Here is an 18,799-nt window from a genome sequence, read left to right on the forward strand (position 1 = left end):
TTCCTTGTTCGAATACCTTGCCATTTACTACAAAAAAACTGCTATTTTAGCAGCTTATAATCTTTAATATAAATTTACTTCCCATTTATTGTCCAACGTTCGAAATGCAATAGCTAAAAAACGAAACATCCATTATTAAGTCATTATTTTTCCTTAGTTACTTTAATATCTGGAAATTTCCCCCTAATAAATGATAGGATCTCCTTTGTTTCTTCATTCATATTATAAGGTGCAACCGTACCGCCAAATGAAGGCTGGATTAAAATAGGTTCATCATGGTTATTGAGATAAAATTGTAAATAATCAATATTCCAAGGTTGTCTTGCAATATATTCTTCTTTTTTAATATATTTTACTTCTATAACGTCGTTCAATTTCACTTCTTTTGTGTTTTTTTTCTTTTAAATGATTTTATTAGAATATACAGCTACATACCCTCGTATTTTTTTACGTTCAGGGATAAATAAAAAATAAAACAGCAATGCAAATAAGATTGTCATAACAATGAAAAGCCAATCCATTTTAACGAGTCCTATTATGATGCATACAGTCAAACCCAAAATACCACTTAGTAAAATTACATCCATTAAAATAATCTCATATGGTTTATTTTTGTACAGTAAGATTGGATCTTCCAATTCCATTCCTCCAGGATTTCAAGTACTTTAATATTGTCATTATATATAACTTAGCGTTATTTGTAATTGGGGGTAAATTGACTTTTTTCGTAGAATTTGATGTGTAACTTATTCAACTGCTCAGCCTTATCCTATAAGAAAAACCGGGAAAAATCAGCCCGGTCCTACTTTGATTAGAGTCCAGCCGCAAAATGAGTAACATATTGACTCCTTCTCCCTTTTTTATTTACTCATGAAACCCTTATGTCGTCCCTTAAAAAAAAGAGGCTGTCCTAAAAGTTTTGGAACAGACAATGTGATTTCTTTTTTATATTTTTTCAGAATTGACCTGTATGCCGGAAAATGTAGGGTAAGTTTCTGATTTCTTTTTTGCACGTTCGATAGGTTTGTTTGCATGTTTCACAATTTTAATTACAGATTTCCTATTTTTATTTTCACTTCCACTTTTATTTACAGTTTTTATTCTCTTATTTGAATGTTTGGCATTCTTATTTGCACTTTTTTTATATACTATATAAAGAAAATTCGCCGATTAGCGAGACTTTAGGCGAAGACAGGACGGTAGTTGCACTTATACTTATACCTAAAATTGGCATCTACGTCGACTTATCTTCACCGTTCCCAATTAATACTTTCTTAATATGCAAAAAAAAGCTCTTCGATTACCGAAGAGCTTTTCTCATATTACATACCCCAAACTAATGTCCAAAGAGTACCAAATACTATTGCTACTGCAATAAATACTGCGTAACCTAAATTGATATATAATACATTTTTATTTTCATTTTCGTTCATGTGCATGAAAACAATTAATTGAAGACCACCTTGTAATAATGCCGTTACTATTAAGATAATAAATGACACATTAAAAGGTAAATGTAAATAGTAAACACTTAAAGCTATGATTGTTAGGACAAGTGATTGGATGAAGCCAACCACTTGATGCTTAGGGAATAACGCGCTCATCCAATCAGTCCTTTCACGTAAACAAAACTAAAGATAAAGATCCATACTACATCTAGGAAATGCCAATATAGTGAATAAATAAATGTTTTGTTTGCAGTAGTTTCAGTAATACCTTCACGAGATACTTGAATTAAGATTGCAATACCCCATAACATACCGAATGAAACGTGGGCACCGTGAGTACCTAATAATACGAATAACGCTGATAAAGCTCCACTACTTTGGATCGTCGCACCTTCATGTACATAAGTAAAGAATTCTGTAATCTCTACTCCTAAGAAGACTGCACCTAAAGCTAAAGTTATCATAAGGAAGCTAATAAAAGCTTTTTTTGAATGTAATTTAATAGTGTTAACAACTAAACCAATCGTAAAACTACTAGTTAATAAGGCAAATGTTTCAATCATTACACCTTTCATCTCAAATAATTCTTTTTGAGTAGGTGCAGAACCAGTATTTTTTGCTAATGTGAAATAAACTGCGAATAATGTACCGAATAAAGCAATCTCAGCTCCTAAAAAGATCCAGAAACCTAGAATCTTATTAGAACTTTCTTCACCTAGACTATATAGAGGCTTGCTGTTCATAATGATCACCTCGTAATTTTTTCTCTGTTTCAATAATTTCTTCTTTATGAATATGATATCCATGATCGCGTTGGAATGAACGTGCGATTAAGCAAAGTGCAACCGGAACTGCAAATACAATCATTGGAACCCACCATTCAAAAATTAAGAAGAAACCAAATGCCATAAATGCCATACCTAAAATGAATGGTATACCACTATTACTTGGCATGTGAATATCTGTAATCTCACCTTCAAGTAGAGATTTTCCTTCTTTTTTAGCTTTCCAGAATGGATCTAATGAATCAACTTTAGGAATTACTGCAAAGTTATAAGGAGCAATTGGACTGCTTGTAGCCCACTCTAATGTTCTTGCATTCCATGGATCACCATTAGTTTCTCTTGGAGCATAACGTACACTGTAATAAATATTATAAACAAGTAACATGAACCCGATAGCTAACCCTACAGCACCAATTGAAGCAATCAAGTTTAAAGGACCAAAACCTGAATCTGCACTATACGTATAAGTACGACGAGTCATACCTTTTAATCCTAATAAGAATAATGGGAAGAAAGTTACGTTAAAACTTACAATAATTGTCCAGAACGTAATTTTACCGATTTTTTCATCTAATTTGAAACCGAAAACTTTTGGGAACCAGTAGTAGAAACCTGCTATTACAGCAAATACAGTACCTGGTATTAATACGTAATGGAAGTGAGCAACTAGGAACATCGTATTATGATATTGATAGTCAGCACTTGCCATTGCAAGCATTACCCCTGTAACACCACCGATTGTAAAGATTGGAATAAACGCTAATGAATAAAGCATTGGAACGGTAAATTCGATTTTACCTTTCCTTAATGTGAACAACCAGTTAAAGATTTTCACACCGGTTGGTATACTTATGGCCATTGTTGTAATACTAAAGAAGCCATTTACAACAGAACCTTGACCCATTGTATAGAAATGGTGAACCCAAACAACGAAACTTAAAGCAGAGATTGCAATCATACTGACAACCATGCTCTTATATCCGTATAAATTCTTTCTTGAGAATGTTGCAATAATCTCACTATAAATACCGAAAGCTGGAAGAATAACAATATAAACTTCAGGATGTCCCCAAATCCAGAATAAGTTCGCCCAAAGCATATCATTACCATGTGCCATCGTGAAGAACTGTGTTCCAAATTCACGGTCAAACATCATTAATGCTAAAGCTACTGTTAATACTGGGAATGCGAATACGATAATAACGTTTGTAATTAAGATACTCCAAGTAAACATTGGTAATTTCATTAATTTCAAACCTGGTGCACGCATTTTTAAAATTGTTACGATAAAGTTAATACCAGTCATTAATGTACCTAGACCAGCAATTTGAAGCGAAATTGCGTAATAGTTATTTCCAACACCTGGGCTGAATTCTTTACTTGCTAGTGGGAAGTAAGCTGTCCAACCAGCATCAGGTGATCCACCGATAACAAAGCTTAAGTTTAAAAGCATTGCACCTGCGAAGAATAACCAGAAACTAACTGCATTTAAATAAGGGAATGCTACGTCACGTGCTCCAATTTGTAATGGAATAACGATATTCATTAAACCAATAATGAAAGGCATCGCCATGAATAAAATCATAATTAAGCCGTGAGTTGTAAAAATTTCATTATAATGTTGTGCATCTAATATTTTTAAATCTGGTCCTGCTAATTGTGCCCTCATTAATAAGGCATCAACTCCGCCACGGAAAAGCATTAATAATGCACAAAGAATATACATTACACCGATACGTTTATGGTCAACCGTTGTTAACCATTCTTTCCATAAATAACCCCATTTTTTAAATTTGGTTAAACCAATAAAAATAGCGAGAGAAACAATAACGATACTCACCATTGCGCCATAGATCATTGGCTCACCTGTTACAAAAAAGTGATCCCATTTATAACCCATCATTATTTCATCCCCTCCATATTATCCATAGAACCATGATCATGCCCTGCATTTTTTCCTTCAGGAGCTGGTCTAAATTCTAAGTGGGTTGAAGAATATGTCTTTCTACCTAAATGCTCTATTTTTAGCAACTTATTAAACTCTGTTTCTGTTAAAGCAGGAGCCGTATTTTTAACGTCTTTAACCCAGCCGTCAAAATCTTTATTGTTCATTGCCAGTACTTCAAATTCCATTCCAGCAAAGCCTTTACCATTGAAGTTACTGTTTTTACCCATAAATGAACCTTCATTTGAAGCAACAAAGTTTAATTTAGTTACCATGTTACTCATTGCGTATTTTTGTCCACCTAATTGTGGAACCCAGAAACTTGTAATCGGACCAAATGAATATAGTCTGAATTCTACGTTTCTATTCGTCGGAATGTTAACATAGTTAACTGTTTCAATTCCTTGTTCTGGATATGAGAAGTGCCATTTCCAGTTTGAAGAACTTGCATAAATTACAAGTGGTTTATCATTTGCATGACCTTTTGGAACACTTTCAACTGCATTTGTTGTTTTAACAGTTACTACTGATAAAACTGCAACAATTATGATCGGTGTAACCGTCCAAATAATTTCAAGTGTTTTACTTCCCTCTTCGTGAGGTGGTTCGTAATCTTTTGGAAGTTTACTAGCTCGATATTTATAAAGAATAACTATATAAAGAATGTAAACTACTAGTAAAACTCCTAACATCATTAACATTGAGAAGATAATCGTATCTGCTTGCGTTTTAGCAACAGGTCCTTTTGGATTAAGAACTGCAATCTTGTCACAAGCACCCAATGCTAATGCAACCAGCATGATCATCATGCTCATTAGAAATTTTTTCATCTCGCTCTTCCTTCCTTTAAGTAAGTAAAAGTACAAAACAGTTTTTTGAATTGCTTCTTAGTTAAGTATTTTTATAAATTGTCACCAAAATGACAAACAATGTCCACAGTTATAGTAAGATACTTTAATTAAAAAAACAAACAATTAATTTCTATTTTGAAAGGAAAAAATAAGTGTTCACATTTTAGACATATTTACAAATATGTGTTTTTCCTAAAAACCTATATGTATCAAGGAACCGGTATGTATGCTCACCTTTTCACAACGTTCACATTTTAGACAAATATTAGATTTCGATTAACTTTTTGTTCACAATTTCAAAATTACATATTATTAATTTAGTATAATAATTTCGAACGATTTTCACGGAATAATCAGTATTTTCGGACAAAGAATACTCTTCTATTGGCGATCCGTCAGGGGAAGACAAAGGCATAGTTCCACTCAACCTAAAAGTGGCATCTACGCCGATTTATCTTCACCGTTACCAATTGATACTTTCTAAATTAACAAAAAAAATAACGCAGATCTCTCTGCGTCAAAAACAGGGTTATTAATTTATTGAAGAGAAAAACTACTGTCCTAGCATGTTCTTCTCTTCATAGGGTTGGGGGGGTTCTAGGGTTGCATTCCACATTAATTTTAAAATGTGTATCCAATCGAAGAACTAAGAAAAACAATGGCTTTTTCTTACACTTCTTTTATAAACTTAGATTAACATAAATGAAAATGATTATCAATACCAATTATTGTAATTTTTTATAAAAAAGTAAAACATTATCATGCCTCAAATACTACAAAGCCAGCATTCTCTTATAATTTTTTACTTCTTTCCATACCCAACCGCCTTTAGCGCATACCATGACAGATATCCATTGTTTACATCCATTTCACGTTTTTTTGATTGATGCTTTATTTTCTAAATCAAATTAATAAAATTCAATCTCATTTAATATTGCAAATCAAATAAGTTATAATTGTAGAAAAAAGGTGGGACAAGTATGCCGCAATTATTAATTAAAGGTATTTCAACAAATGATATTTGCAAAATTAGCAAGCCATTAATTGAAGAACTTGCAAATGTTTGCGAATGTGGAACTGACAATTTTACGATTGATTGTATTCATTCTACTTCAATCTTTGATGGTGAAGTTGTAGATAGTTTTCCATTTATTGAAGTAAAGTGGTTTGAACGTGGAGTAGAGACAAGAGATCGTTTCGCTGCAACAATCGAAAAACATGTTAATTTATTAAATATTCCAGAATTTGAAATAGCATTTATTACATATAAAGAAGATAGCTATTATATTAATGGAAAGAGATTTGAATAATACTATACCAAAATAACAAAGGCCAGTGAATCCACTGGCCTTTTTATTTTGTATAATTTCCATTATTTATAGGTCAACTGTACCTATAGGACGATGTCATTTCACGGTATTTTTACTATGTGGACAAATATACAAACTTTAAAAAATAGTTATGTAACTAAGTACATGATCGACAAAATTGAATATTAGTATATTAATCGGACAAGTAGGTGACCAAAATACTTCCGATTAGAGAAAGGTGAATGAGAATGAACTTTGAAATTATTGTGACTGCTTTTGTTTTCATAATGACAATGGCTGTCATTTTCTGGAGACCAAAAGGAATTCATGAAGCATGGCCTGCAACTATAGGGGCAGTATTAATACTGCTAACTGGAATCGTCAGTCGCCATGACCTTCTTGACATCATTAGTAAAATTGGTGGGGCCTCTATAACAATTATTGCAACAATTGTTATGGCTGTTATTTTAGAAAGCTTTGGATTTTTCCACTGGTCCGCAGCACGCCTAGTAACATTAGCTAAAGGATCAAGTTATCGCCTATACTGGTATATCCAATTACTATGTTTTTTAATGACACTGCTGTTTAATAATGATGGTAGTATCCTAATAACAACACCAATACTAATTATTCTTTTAAAAAATCTCCGCTTAAAACCACATCAACAAATACCTTACCTATTATCGGGTGCATTAATTGCTACCGCTTCGAGTGCTCCAATAGGCGTAAGTAATATCGTAAATTTAATCGGTTTAAAAATCGTTCACATGCCACTATATATGCAGCCGTTAATGATGTTTGTACCAACAATGATCGGCTTATCCTTTATGTCACTCATGATGTATTTCGTATTAAAGAGTAAATTTCCAGAAGTTTTACCTGCTTCAACAAATGACATTGAAGAATCATTTTTCATCAAAAATTTTCATCCTTTAAAAACAAAAATCTCTGTTGAAACGAAAAGAAAAAGAACAAAGTTTATGCTTAAAATATTAACTTTCGTATTTGTTATGAGATGTTTGCTTTTCGTCGCATCCTTTATTTCGATTCCAATTGAATTTGTTGCTGTACTCGGCTCACTCATTTTACTTATATGGAGATGGTACCATTTAAGAACAAACCCAGTGGATATCTTAAAAAAGACCCCTTGGCAAATACTTTTGTTTGCATTCTCAATGTATGTAATTATTTTTGGGCTTCATAATGCTGGTCTAACAGATTTTCTTGTAAAAGAACTTGAACCAGTCGTTAATCAAGGCCTATTTAATGCTACTTTAGTAATGGGTGGATTAGTAAGTCTATTATCAAATTTATTTAACAATCACCCTGCTCTTATGATTGGCACAATCAGTTTAACTGAGATGGGTCTAAATCCAGTAACCCTAAAAGCAATCTATCTTGCAAATATTATCGGTAGTGATATTGGCTCACTATTATTACCGATTGGAACATTAGCATCTTTAATTTGGATGCACATATTAAAAGAAAATAAAATTAAAGTAAAATGGAAAGATTATTTAAGCGTTACAATAATTGTGATCCCATTAACTACTATTATTACATTAATATTATTATTTTATTGGATACAATTATTTTTTGCTCATTAATTTAGTTCTTTAATTACCTATAGGAGGAGATTAAAGTGAGTGATGTATCAACATTGCTTGGTGAACAAGTTTCAGTAAAACTATCTGGAGATGTCATTTTCGAAGGTATTCTTACTGATTTAGGACAAGATATTTTAGTCCTTTTCAATGGCATAAAATATTATTATATTCCTTGGATGCATATCCATATGGTATATCAAACGAATGAATTGAAAGAAAAAATAAAGAACCCTAATGAACCATCCATTACCCAAGAAATGGAGACAATTTCTTATCGTAAAATTTTACTAAATGCTAAAGGTATCTTTTCAGAAATCTATGTAACTGGTAATATAACTTTTCATGGATATGTTATGAATGTACTAAGTGATTATTTAGTCTTTTATTCACCTGTATTTCATACAATGTATATCTCTTTATCGCATTTAAAATGGATTACACCCTATAATCATAAAGTTGTTCCATATAATTTAAATGATGATACTTTATCTGTGCATCCTTCTACCACTCCATTACACAGATCATTTGAAAGTCAGATAAAAAAGGAAATTGGAAAGTTGGTAATTTTCGATGGTGGGACAGATCCAATGAAAATTGGGCGTTTAAACAAAGTTGATAATAATCAATTAGTGCTTTGTATAGCAAGTGGAGAAAATGTTTATTTAAAGCTAGCACATATAAAATCTGTTCACCTACCTTAGCAGGATATGACCTTTGATACGCGTTGTATTTAAAGGTTTTTTTTTATTTATAAGCAAGATACTTTCTAAGCCACTTTACTTTAATATATAAATTTAATGCATTAAGTAAAAGCCCCATTCCATGCTTGGGGCTTTTAACTTTAACTATATTAGTCTTCTAATCTTTATTAACGTAAATCGATCCATTCTTCGTTTTTAAATTAAGCTGGTTTTCGCCGCTTCCTACAATCGCCTGATTTGAATGGATTTCATCTTTATTTTCCATTTTCCAGCCTATATTCCCATCAAAGTTTCCATCATTTGTTTCTGCATTAATTGCAATGCTATTATCTTTTAGCAAGTTGATTTGAAGTTCACCGTCATCTGAAGTAATGTTACTACTACCAAACAATAATGCATCGTCGACATTAACTGAACCGTTGTTTGTTTTTGCTTTAACTTCACCTTTAAACTCATTCAGGGTTATTTCGCCATCATTTGTAGTGATTTCACTTCTACCTTCCATATTCGCATGGTCAAACGAAATTCTACCATCTTTTGTGCTTGCATTTAAATAACCAGATATATTCCTAACGGTAATTTCTCCGTCACGTGTTGCAATTTCACTTTCATTTGTTAAATTCACTTTAGTTAAGCTAATTGAGCCATTTCTAGTTTTTGCAACTAAGTTTCCGGATACATTTTCAACATTTATTTGACCGTCATTTGAATTAATTACTGTTTCATTAGCCTTATTCGTTAAATTTACCGAACCATTGTCTACTTTAATATTCGTCATCATACTTTTCGGCAAATCAATCGTTAACTCAGCCTTTTTATTTCCAAAATGGAATATGTTATTGTCATCATCATTAATTTCTATATACATTTTATTTCCAAGTGTTTTTACCGAATAATAATCTGATAACTTCCCTGTTTCTTTTTTACCATTATCAGGAATTCGGATCGTCCCGTTTACTTTTAACGAATTTGAGTCAGTTCCATTTACATTTATTTCTCCATCCGTTGCTTTAATAATAACTTCATTAATTGATGTAGAAATAGTTTGTGAATCATTTATTTCAATATTTTTGGATTTAAACGTGTACCCAATTTCTTTAATAAAATAATGTCCTATACTAAAAACAATTGAAACGATCATTACTAAAACAAGTAGAAAAATACTAAATCCATGAAAACGGAGTGTGTCTTCTTTTCTTACTAAATGAAAGAACAAGACTTCAATCCCTAATAAAATACAAGCAACTGGCCAAGCATTAATTAAAAACTTCGTATATGGTATCGAAATAAAACTTTGTAGAAACCACAATACACCAATTGCAATCAAAATAATACCAGCAGTTATAGTGCCAACTTTCCAGTTCCTCATACTTCTTTCTTCGGCTTTCCAGTTAATAATTTAATACCAAGTACAACAAACACGAAACTGAATATTAAATTTTGAACTAGATGATAATCAATAAATAGATTGTAATGTCTTGAGATATAATCTGAGGCATTTTCTAATAATGATAAGCAACCGAAACCGATTAATACCCAACCAATTAAAAATTTATTAACTTTAAAATGATTATTTAAAATTGGCTCATCGATTAATTCGATATCCTCACGATATTTGCTATGGTATTGTAGAGCATCAAAATAGCTATAAAATACAATAACTGGTATAAAAAATCCGAAACTTGAAATTAAATTTGTTAAAAATATCGTTCCGAAAAACAGTAGCATAAACTGCAACCCTCGACTCATTAACCCTAAATAGAAATGACCAAGCCCAGGTAAAATTGATAATATATAAACTAATCTTTTACGTGATTTCAAAGTTTGTACCTCCATTATTTTTTATTTTCTTTCAATATTTTTGGAATTGATATTGTTATTTTTTCACTTTTTTCAATTAATGAAGACGTCTGATCGATTGTTTGTACAACTTGGCGATTTGAATTTGAAATTCGCTCAGCTAATTGAAATTGGAAAAATAAAAATGTTGCTGCCGCAGCCAACACTAAATGGATAAAGCGAACTTTTTTTGAATTATGATTATTCGATTTCATTTCGTTAACTTGTTCCTTAATCTCGATTAACTCAGTTTGCTTCATAATCTCATTCACGAAGTCATCAGAAAAATGATAATCAGGTGGATTCATCCATTCCTCTTGTAATTCTTTAAGAAGTTCAAGTTCAGCCTCGCAGGAGCTACATTCATTTAAATGCTGTTCAAGCATAAGAGATTCTTTTTTTGAAAGCTTATTTTGTTGATACGATAATAATTGTTCAGAAGTTAAATGTTTCAAATAACCCCTCCTTTATGCTTGTCTTTAATTAATCGTTTGGCTCGATATAAGCGTGACTCTACAGTTTTAACGGCTACATTTAATTTCATAGCTATTTCAGCGTAGGTCAGTTCTTCAAAATAATACAATTTCAATACATCGCTATATGCTTGTGGCAATTCAATTAAATATGAATGAATAAGTTCTTTATCGATCGTTTTTAGTAAAGCTTCCTCAGGTGTTAAAATATTCTCTTCTGGTAAAGTAGAAAGTAACTCACCAGTTTCATGCTCCTGTTGTTTAACTTGTTTTCTTTTAAAATCAATTGCTTTATTCATTGTAATTCGATAAATCCATGTTGCCAAACTTGATTCTCCGTTAAAGTTTTCAAGAGAACGATACAATTGGAGAAAGACTTCTTGCGAAATATCTTCAGCATCCTTTTGATTAGTTGAAACTTTCAATGCTACTGCAAATACCTTTGCTTCGTATCTTAAAATTAATTCCTTAAATAGTTGATGATTTCCCTTTAATATATTTTTTACTAATTGTTCATCCGACTCCATTGCATCACCTCTTTTCCCTATCCATAACTTTAGACGAAGAAAATTTTAATAACCCTGCAAAAATTTAAAAGTTTTTTTAATAAAATTTTTAAAGATATAATTGAAAGCAAAAAAGTCATGTATATCAACTATTAAGTAGTTTGTGGGAAAATACTTATTTAATGAATAAATGAACAAAAAAAAAAGCTTATATTGGGTTAATACAAGCTTTTTTGTTTCGTCGGTTGTGAAGAAAGTACGGTTGTTAAGTTTTAAGGAAAAAATTTATGTAATCAGTCACTTTTTTGTAATTTTGTATGTTTTTACATTGTTTTGATCAAATATTGTCCTTTTTTATTTGCGATTCCCGATATTATTTGCGATTTGCTTAATTATTATTGAACTTCTGGAATAATATGTAAATCCTTTATAAAGGTGCGCATATGTTTCACTATTTCTTCATATCTCAATTTGCCATTTTTTAAATTTACCTCATTTATATTTTCTAAAGACATAATTTCAAAGTTTCGATTATCTCGATAATAATTATATGTCGGGAAAAAACTTGGATTAGTCAATTCGATTTTTACATCTTTGTTTTTTTGATTTTTTACTACGTCTACGGTAGCAAGGCCACCAATTAACTCATAAATTTCATCTTGAGCTGATAAATAATTTCCTAATGAGTAAAAGACAATTGATTTATTCCCCGTTTTTCCTGTTATCCATGCCGGTGGTTGTAGTACATGTGGATGGTTTCCAATAATAATTTGAACTCCCATATCTGCTAATTTTTTTGCCAGTTCCTTTTGAGTATTATTTGGCATTCTTTCATATTCAGTACCCCAATGCATCGCAACTACTACGACATCAGATATTTTTTTTGCTCTTTCAACATCACGGTTTATTTTAGTTAGGTCAATTAAATTTACTAAATAGTCTTTGCCTTTAGGTACAGGAATACCATTCGTACCAAATGTATAAGCAAGAAATGAAAAACGTATATTATTTTTTGCTAAAACTCTTATCTGGTCATGGTCGGCCTTCGATTTAAATGCCCCAGTATATGGCATGTGAATTGCATTCCAATGAGAAAGTGCACTTTGGATTATTTTTTCACCGCGATCAAGTGAATGATTATTTGCTAATGTTACAAAATCAACTCCAGCACCTTTAAGTGCATCACCTACTTCATATGGACTATTAAATGCTGGATAAGTTGATAGTCCAAACTGTTTTCCGCCAATCATTGTTTCTTGATTCGCTACTAAAATATCTGGCTGTTCCATCGTTTTTCTAACTTCATCAAACATTTTATTAAAATTATAAATACCGTTTGGAAGCACAGCATCCTCATAAACTTCATTATGTATTAAAATATCACCGACAGCACCAACAGTTACTTTCGAGACAACCTCATCATTTTTCTCAACAGTTTCATTCGGTCTTTTGACCTGTTCTGTTTTTAATTTATTTTCTTTTACATTATTTTCTTGATTATTTTTTGAGCAAGCACTCAATAAAGCAAAAATACAGGTTATCAATATGATTATAAATTTTTTCACATTTTTCTCTCCAAAGTTCGAGGCAAGATTAAAGTTTTAGATTTTAGCCTATCAGTAGGATAGGCATAGTCCATTTTTAAGTTGTCCCATATTAATCTTTATTATTTAATTAGTTAATCTTCTCCCATTTTTTTACAAATGAACATTTAATTTTACATTGTTTATTAACAAATATCAATCATTATTAATACTTTAAGATAACATTTTTTTAAAATTAAGAATTATTGGACTTAAGTATAAAAGAACTATTAAAATAATAATATGGTCAAAATGAATGGAGTTTTTCGGTTTTAAATAATTTCGACATTCTTATATTACGTGGCTACTAAATTTTGAAAATGTTAGGAGAGTAAAATGGGTATATCAGAAAAGTTATTACAGTTAAAAAAAGAAATAAGCAACGTCATTATCGGTAAGGATGATGTCGTTGAAATGATTTTCATTGCTTTAATAAATAATGGACATATTTTATTGGAAAGTGTTCCTGGGACGGGTAAGACTCAATTAGCTAAAAGCTTTGCAAAAACGATTAACGGTTCGTTTAAGCGGATTCAATTTACTCCAGATTTATTACCGAGTGATGTAACTGGAATTCAATTTTTTCATCCAAAGGAACAAGATTTTCAACTTCGAATCGGTCCAGTTATGACGAATATATTATTAGCTGATGAAATTAACCGTGCTACCCCTAGAACCCAAGCTAGTTTATTAGAGGTAATGGAAGAACGACAAGTAACAATCGATGGAGAAACGATTAGTCTACCTAACCCATTTATCGTAATTGCAACTCAAAATCCAATTGAATCGCAGCAAGGTACATTCCCATTACCTGAAGCACAAATGGATCGCTTCTTTATGCAAATTAGTTTGAAGTATCCTTCGTTTGAAGAAGAAAAAAGCATTATGAAATCATATCGTTTAAATAGTCCATTTTCAAACTTAAATAAAGTATTAACATTAGATGAAATTTATGAAATGAAAGAACAAGTGAAGACTGTTAAGATTTCGGATGAAGTGGAAGATTATATTTTAAAAATTGTACATCTAACTCGAAATCATGAAGATGTTCAGCTTGGAGTGAGTCCACGTGGTACATTGGCATTAATGAGAGCTTCGCAAGGCAAAGCTTATATTAATAATCGAACATTTGTTACACCTCAAGATGTAAAAGATGTTGCGGCCTATATTCTCTCACACAGAATCGTATTAAACCTTGAAGCATCCTTTAAATACAATGCTATACAAGTTATTGAATCAATTTTAAATCAAGTTGAGGTTCCTGTAGAAGCTGGAGCAGGTCAATAAATGACTTGGCATAAAGAGATAAATGGAAAGAATTCCCTTGATGTACTTATCATTTTTGGCGCAATCTTTTTAATTATTAATTTCTATCAGTCTTCTTACTTGTTAATGTTTTTAGGTGCTTTTTTAATCATCCTTAGTTTAATGAGTAGATATTATTTAAATCATATAGCTGATCACCTTACGATTGAAAACGACCGATTACCAATTCATGTTACCGTTGGAGATCAATTTACATTACCAGTTAAAATTAAACAAAATAATTGGTTACCGATCATAAACGCTACAGTTCGAATAAAATTAAATCCAATTTTAGAAGGTAAAAAGTTTAAAACTATAAGTAATGATTCGAATTTAGAACTAATCATACCTATTCAATTAAAAGGTAATGAGACTGTTCAGCTTTCTTTGCCGCTCTTTGCGACAAAACGTGGAGTTACGAGAATAAAAGAATTGGAGCTAACCATTTCAAATTTTTTTGGCTTAGGTTATGTACATTTAACTTATAAACCACTTTTACAAAAAGAAATAATCGTTTATCCAAGCTTAATTCCTGTACCTCAAATTGACCAAATAATGTCAACTAATTCATATGGTAATTTTGTGACGCCGTCTAGTATTTTTGAAGATTTTCTAGCTCCGATTGGAACTAGAGATTATGTATATTCGGATTCATTTCATCGAATCCACTGGAAAGCAAGTGCCAAGACGCAAGTACTACAAACTAAAATATATGAACGAACTGCTGATTATTCATTTACGTTTATCATCAACTTAAGAAATCCAAACCATGAAAATTTCAGACTAAGTATCGTTGAGAATATTGAATCGATTGCAAGTAATATTGCCTATATGGTCCAATATGCAACACTTAAAAATATTCAGTATGAAATCTTTCTAAATTTGAACATGGAAAGTGGAGTTCCTGTTTATCATTTACCGATAGGCGGAGGAAAATCTCAATTAAGTAAAACTTTTGAAATCCTTGCCCGTATTAATGGAGCAAGAACGACACAGCCGATCGATCGATTGTTACATTACGTTGAAAAACAACAACGAAAATCTCCAGTTGTGATTTTATGTGGACCGTTCGGTAAGCATGGAGATCGATACTTCGCTCAAATGCGAAAACGCGGTCAAAATATATATTATCTACAAGATGATTTAGAAAGTCCAAAGCTTGTTCCATTTGGACAGAATTAAGTCGAAAGGATAATGAAATGATTTTACGTTTACTACCTACATATTTTTTCTCATTAGAATGTCTATATTTATATTTAATCGTTCTATTTTTATACGAATCAAAAAATCAACTACCGCCTAGCTTGGCTATGATTTGCATTTTTCTAATTGGAAATCTAATATTATTTTACTCTTTAAATAAATCTAAAGTGTCTCGTGTTAGCTCATACTTAGCAGCCGTTTTTTGCGGTGTAGTTGGCTACAATCTTGGCTTAAATTCGGTTACATCAATTTTATGCGCTGCTTTTATCTTTTTTCGAATTGAGGCTTTTCTTAAAGACACTTCATTATGGAATGAAGAACGAAATAAATTGCAAATAGTTTTTTATTTTACAAGTTTATTCATACTCTTTTTTGGCTGGTCATTCCATTACGAGTATAAAAGTTTCGTATATGGGCTAATTATTATGTTTACAATTCTTTTTAGTTTAGGGAGATATTTTCAGCAAGCAGTTAATACACAAAGCATTAAAAACTCTCGTGGCATGTTCGGTTCAATACTAATTGCAGCAACACTAACTGGTATTTTCACGTTAGTCGTACCATTATTTAAATGGAGTATTTTTAAAGTACTAGATGGATTATTTAAGGTAGTTGGATTTGTAGCGTCACCTATTTTCAACTTTGCTGATCACAAAAATTTTAAAGTTGAAAAAATTAAACTTAACCGTCATCCACTTAAAAATCGAATACCGCAAAATCCAAAAAATCAGCATTTTATTTTAGAATCAGTACCTACTTGGGTTTGGCTAGCCATACTAATAATTGTTTTAATCGCAATTTGGTTTGTTATTAGAAGGCTTAAATCTATTCGTATTGAAAACCAATCTTTCCAACAAGAAATTGGTATTGAATATGAATCAATTCCAGAATCTATGAGAATAAAAAGACGACTTTTTAAAGCTAATGCCCCTACTGATCAAATAAGAAAACTAATCTTTCAACTTCAAAAATATGCATCGAAGCACAAAATGGGTCGCCATAACGGTGAAACTTTAAATGAATGGTTTAAACGTATTCAAATTTCAAATGAAGACGAACTAATCAATGCATATAACTCAGTACGCTATGGAAAAGCTGAATTAAAGGATATTGAAAAGTATGAGGAACAGGTAAAGCGGATTAAAGAAATGATTAGGAATAGGGATAAAGAACAAGGTTAAAGGGTAAAAAAACACAAATTTTATTAAAATTTGTGTTTTTTCTGTATTATGCCTTAATTGTTCTTGTATGCTTTAGTAGCAATTGTATATTTTTCGATATTTTTCATGTGTGGCTCGTAGCCTATGCCTGGTTTATTTGGTACAGTGATCATTCCATTTTCTACAGTTACTTCTGGCTCTATAATGTCTTCAGCCCAATATAGTGAGGAAGCAGCTGTGTCACCTGGTAGAATGAAGTTAGGTAATGAAGTAATTGCAATATTATGTGCTCTTCCGATTCCTGATTCGAGCATTCCACCACACCATAATGGTATGTTATTTTCCATGCATAAATCATGTATTTTTTTTGATTGAGTTAGTCCGCCAACTCTTCCAATTTTAATATTAATAATTTTACAGCTTCCTAGTTTTATCGCTTTTCTAGCATCTTCTAATGAATGAATACTTTCGTCTAAACAAATAGGCGTTTTCATTCTTGCTTGTAAATCTGCATGATCGATAATATCGTTGTAAGCAAGTGGCTGTTCGATCATCATTAAATTATAGTCATCTAAAGCGATTAACTGATCCATATCCGATAAAGTGTAAGCTGAATTAGCATCTGCCATTAAAGGGATAGTTGGAAACACCTTTCTAACTTTATCGATCAGTTCAATATCCCAGCCTGGTTTAATTTTTAATTTGAATCGTTTGTAGCCTTCCTCGAGACGATTTTCAATGATTTTAATTGTAGAATCAATTGTATCTTGAATGCCTATGCTTACTCCAACTTCAATTTCCTTTTTAGTTCCACCGATTGCAGTAGAAAGTGAAATGTTTTCTTGCTTAGCATATAGATCCCAAATAGCCCCTTCAATGGCAGCTTTAGCCATATAGTTTCCACGAATATGAGAAAACAGCTTTTCGGAAAGTTCATCTGGATGATTAATTTCATTATTTAAGACGATTGGAATTAAATAATCTTCGAGAATATGCCAGTTTGTTTTTACAGTTTCTTCATTATATAAAGGATCAAGCATCGCAACTGATTCAGCCCATCCTGAAATTCCGTCTTCACTTATCGTTTCTAATAGAATAAACTCACGGTCATACTCTGTTCCGAAGCTTGTTGTAAATGGATGCAATAAATCCAGTTTCATATGGCGTAATATTACTTGTTTAATTTTCATTTACGAACTCTCCCTTATATTAAATATTCGTTTTTTATTTTTTTAATATATAAAAATGGACTGGCAGATTAGGTTCTGAAATCTTATAAAATCCTGTTACTTTCCATCCATTTCTGAATAAATTTTGAAAGGACTCTCGAGTCTTCATTCGCCATTTATTTGCAATATGAATATTTGATTCTCTTATTGTTCGGAAGTCCTTTGGAACAGCAACAAATGCTAGATCACTCATTTCAAAAGAATCTTTTATATTCGGAATAGGTAATCCGTCTTCATTTTCTTCCCATTCAATCAGAGAATGTTCAAGTGCTTCGCTCAATTCAACTTGTCTTAAATTTTCTTTTTCATCTTCATTTTTTGAAATATGCCATTCAACTAGGAAACGATCAGATGGAATTCCACTATTTAACAGATCGTCCATCTCACCATAGCAGTTTTCAATATACGTACGACAAACTCCACCTAATTTTGAAATATTTAAATATCCATTTGCAGTTTCTAATGGGTCATATGTCCAAGTTATTAGTTTATAACCGAGTTTAAGCGCTTCTTCTCGTTGAGCAATTTTAAGCAATTTTCCGATTCCTTTATTACGAAACGCTTGATCGATTCCAAGCATATGCGAACAAAGATAAACAGTTTGACCATCGAATCCAGGAAAACTATATTGAAATCCGATCATTTCTCCTTCAAAATAAGCACCTAAAACTAAGCCACCGTTCTTCGCAGCTGTAATTGTTTGATGAGTAGGAATCGAATCCTCAAATCCCCAAATTTTTGATTCTAATTTTCGAACCTGCTCCATTTCTTCTATTGAATGAAGAGAACGTATTGTAATACCATTCGTAGCTTCGGATTGATCCAGATCGTTTAGCAATCTATTCACCTCTTAT

19 protein-coding genes are annotated in these 18,799 nt (G+C 31.7%); 6 read left to right on the forward strand and 13 right to left on the reverse strand.

Annotation, left to right across the window (positions count from 1 at the left end; genetic code table 11):
• Positions 1-143: 143 nt before the first annotated feature.
• The 6 genes from ACFCYN_RS08690 to qoxA form a co-directional block, all read right to left on the reverse strand.
• Positions 144-374, reverse strand: coding sequence for a hypothetical protein (locus ACFCYN_RS08690; RefSeq protein ID WP_375948755.1), 231 nt, complete (start codon positions 372-374; stop codon positions 144-146).
• A gap of 27 nt (positions 375-401) precedes the next feature.
• Entirely contained in the window at positions 402-638 is a 237-nt protein-coding gene (locus ACFCYN_RS08695; protein ID WP_375948757.1) for a hypothetical protein, read from the reverse strand.
• 684 nt (positions 639-1,322) lie between these two features.
• The gene (gene qoxD / locus ACFCYN_RS08700; protein WP_172445425.1) at positions 1,323-1,604 is read right to left on the reverse strand and encodes a cytochrome aa3 quinol oxidase subunit IV; all 282 of its coding nucleotides are present in this window, start codon (positions 1,602-1,604) and stop codon (positions 1,323-1,325) included.
• Entirely contained in the window at positions 1,601-2,200 is a 600-nt protein-coding gene (locus tag ACFCYN_RS08705) for a cytochrome c oxidase subunit 3 (RefSeq protein ID WP_375948829.1), read from the reverse strand. The genes qoxD and ACFCYN_RS08705 overlap by 4 nt, the downstream gene beginning before the upstream one ends.
• A complete protein-coding gene (qoxB, locus tag ACFCYN_RS08710; protein ID WP_216854199.1) occupies positions 2,169-4,136 on the reverse strand; it encodes a cytochrome aa3 quinol oxidase subunit I in 1,968 nt (655 codons plus the stop codon). The genes ACFCYN_RS08705 and qoxB overlap by 32 nt, the downstream gene beginning before the upstream one ends.
• Entirely contained in the window at positions 4,136-5,008 is an 873-nt protein-coding gene (gene qoxA / locus ACFCYN_RS08715) for a cytochrome aa3 quinol oxidase subunit II (RefSeq protein WP_375948759.1), read from the reverse strand. The genes qoxB and qoxA overlap by 1 nt, the downstream gene beginning before the upstream one ends.
• A 1,001-nt stretch (positions 5,009-6,009) precedes the next feature.
• On the opposite strand from qoxA, the gene ACFCYN_RS08720 reads away from it, so the two are divergent.
• The 3 genes from ACFCYN_RS08720 to ACFCYN_RS08730 all read left to right on the forward strand — a co-directional run bounded on the left by ACFCYN_RS08720 (position 6,010) and on the right by ACFCYN_RS08730 (position 8,647).
• Positions 6,010-6,339: a DUF1904 family protein gene (locus tag ACFCYN_RS08720; protein ID WP_172445428.1), complete on the forward strand. Its 330-nt coding sequence runs from the start codon at positions 6,010-6,012 to the stop codon at positions 6,337-6,339.
• A gap of 248 nt (positions 6,340-6,587) precedes the next feature.
• Positions 6,588-7,946 (forward strand): arsenic transporter, encoded by a 1,359-nt coding sequence (locus ACFCYN_RS08725; RefSeq protein WP_172445429.1) that lies wholly within the window; start codon positions 6,588-6,590, stop codon positions 7,944-7,946.
• 35 nt (positions 7,947-7,981) lie between these two features.
• A complete protein-coding gene (locus ACFCYN_RS08730) occupies positions 7,982-8,647 on the forward strand; it encodes a DUF2642 domain-containing protein (protein WP_172445430.1) in 666 nt (221 codons plus the stop codon).
• 157 nt (positions 8,648-8,804) lie between these two features.
• On the opposite strand, the gene ACFCYN_RS08735 is transcribed toward ACFCYN_RS08730, so the two are convergent.
• The 5 genes from ACFCYN_RS08735 to ACFCYN_RS08755 form a co-directional block, all read right to left on the reverse strand.
• Positions 8,805-10,016 (reverse strand): DUF4097 family beta strand repeat-containing protein, encoded by a 1,212-nt coding sequence (locus ACFCYN_RS08735; protein WP_375948762.1) that lies wholly within the window; start codon positions 10,014-10,016, stop codon positions 8,805-8,807.
• Positions 10,013-10,468, reverse strand: coding sequence for a hypothetical protein (locus tag ACFCYN_RS08740; protein ID WP_172445432.1), 456 nt, complete (start codon positions 10,466-10,468; stop codon positions 10,013-10,015). The genes ACFCYN_RS08735 and ACFCYN_RS08740 overlap by 4 nt, the downstream gene beginning before the upstream one ends.
• A 14-nt stretch (positions 10,469-10,482) precedes the next feature.
• On the reverse strand, positions 10,483-10,941 hold the full coding sequence (locus ACFCYN_RS08745; protein ID WP_172445433.1) for a zf-HC2 domain-containing protein: 459 nt from the start codon (positions 10,939-10,941) through the stop codon (positions 10,483-10,485).
• Positions 10,938-11,486: an RNA polymerase sigma factor gene (locus tag ACFCYN_RS08750; RefSeq protein ID WP_098171206.1), complete on the reverse strand. Its 549-nt coding sequence runs from the start codon at positions 11,484-11,486 to the stop codon at positions 10,938-10,940. Before ACFCYN_RS08750 ends, ACFCYN_RS08745 begins: the two co-directional genes overlap by 4 nt.
• Positions 11,487-11,860: 374 nt before the next feature.
• Complete coding sequence (locus ACFCYN_RS08755) at positions 11,861-13,030, reverse strand: CapA family protein (RefSeq protein ID WP_375948765.1); 1,170 nt, start codon at positions 13,028-13,030, stop codon at positions 11,861-11,863.
• 354 nt (positions 13,031-13,384) lie between these two features.
• Here ACFCYN_RS08755 and ACFCYN_RS08760 point away from each other — a divergent pair, with 354 nt between their 5' ends.
• The 3 genes from ACFCYN_RS08760 to ACFCYN_RS08770 are packed head-to-tail and all read left to right on the forward strand — an operon-like array spanning position 13,385 to position 16,737.
• Positions 13,385-14,335 (forward strand): AAA family ATPase, encoded by a 951-nt coding sequence (locus ACFCYN_RS08760; RefSeq protein ID WP_172445435.1) that lies wholly within the window; start codon positions 13,385-13,387, stop codon positions 14,333-14,335.
• Entirely contained in the window at positions 14,336-15,535 is a 1,200-nt protein-coding gene (locus tag ACFCYN_RS08765) for a DUF58 domain-containing protein (RefSeq protein WP_172445436.1), read from the forward strand.
• 17 nt (positions 15,536-15,552) lie between these two features.
• Positions 15,553-16,737 carry a hypothetical protein gene (locus ACFCYN_RS08770; protein WP_375948767.1) on the forward strand — a complete coding sequence of 395 codons (1,185 nt, stop codon included), beginning with the start codon at positions 15,553-15,555 and terminating at the stop codon, positions 16,735-16,737.
• Positions 16,738-16,790: 53 nt separating this feature from the next.
• On the opposite strand, the gene menC is transcribed toward ACFCYN_RS08770, so the two are convergent.
• The gene (gene menC, locus ACFCYN_RS08775; protein WP_375948769.1) at positions 16,791-17,906 is read right to left on the reverse strand and encodes an o-succinylbenzoate synthase; all 1,116 of its coding nucleotides are present in this window, start codon (positions 17,904-17,906) and stop codon (positions 16,791-16,793) included.
• 34 nt (positions 17,907-17,940) lie between these two features.
• A complete protein-coding gene (locus ACFCYN_RS08780; protein ID WP_375948771.1) occupies positions 17,941-18,783 on the reverse strand; it encodes a GNAT family N-acetyltransferase in 843 nt (280 codons plus the stop codon).
• Positions 18,784-18,799 lie beyond the last annotated feature (16 nt).

The organism is Gottfriedia sp. NPDC056225 (genome assembly GCF_042267765.1).
Taxonomy (GTDB): domain Bacteria; phylum Bacillota; class Bacilli; order Bacillales; family Bacillaceae_G; genus Gottfriedia.

Excerpts from the sequence above, each read along its gene's own strand:
- qoxD (WP_172445425.1), bottom strand. The coding sequence starts at position 1,604 with ATGAGCGCGTTATTCCCTAAGCATCAAGTGGTTGGCTTCATCCAATCA.
- qoxB (WP_216854199.1), bottom strand. The coding sequence starts at position 4,136 with ATGATGGGTTATAAATGGGATCACTTTTTTGTAACAGGTGAGCCAATG.
- qoxA (WP_375948759.1), bottom strand. The coding sequence starts at position 5,008 with ATGAAAAAATTTCTAATGAGCATGATGATCATGCTGGTTGCATTAGCA.
- ACFCYN_RS08720 (WP_172445428.1), top strand. The coding sequence starts at position 6,010 with ATGCCGCAATTATTAATTAAAGGTATTTCAACAAATGATATTTGCAAA.
- ACFCYN_RS08725 (WP_172445429.1), top strand. The coding sequence starts at position 6,588 with ATGAACTTTGAAATTATTGTGACTGCTTTTGTTTTCATAATGACAATG.
- ACFCYN_RS08735 (WP_375948762.1), bottom strand. The coding sequence starts at position 10,016 with ATGAGGAACTGGAAAGTTGGCACTATAACTGCTGGTATTATTTTGATT.
- ACFCYN_RS08750 (WP_098171206.1), bottom strand. The coding sequence starts at position 11,486 with ATGGAGTCGGATGAACAATTAGTAAAAAATATATTAAAGGGAAATCAT.
- ACFCYN_RS08760 (WP_172445435.1), top strand. The coding sequence starts at position 13,385 with ATGGGTATATCAGAAAAGTTATTACAGTTAAAAAAAGAAATAAGCAAC.
- ACFCYN_RS08765 (WP_172445436.1), top strand. The coding sequence starts at position 14,336 with ATGACTTGGCATAAAGAGATAAATGGAAAGAATTCCCTTGATGTACTT.
- ACFCYN_RS08770 (WP_375948767.1), top strand. The coding sequence starts at position 15,553 with ATGATTTTACGTTTACTACCTACATATTTTTTCTCATTAGAATGTCTA.
- menC (WP_375948769.1), bottom strand. The coding sequence starts at position 17,906 with ATGAAAATTAAACAAGTAATATTACGCCATATGAAACTGGATTTATTG.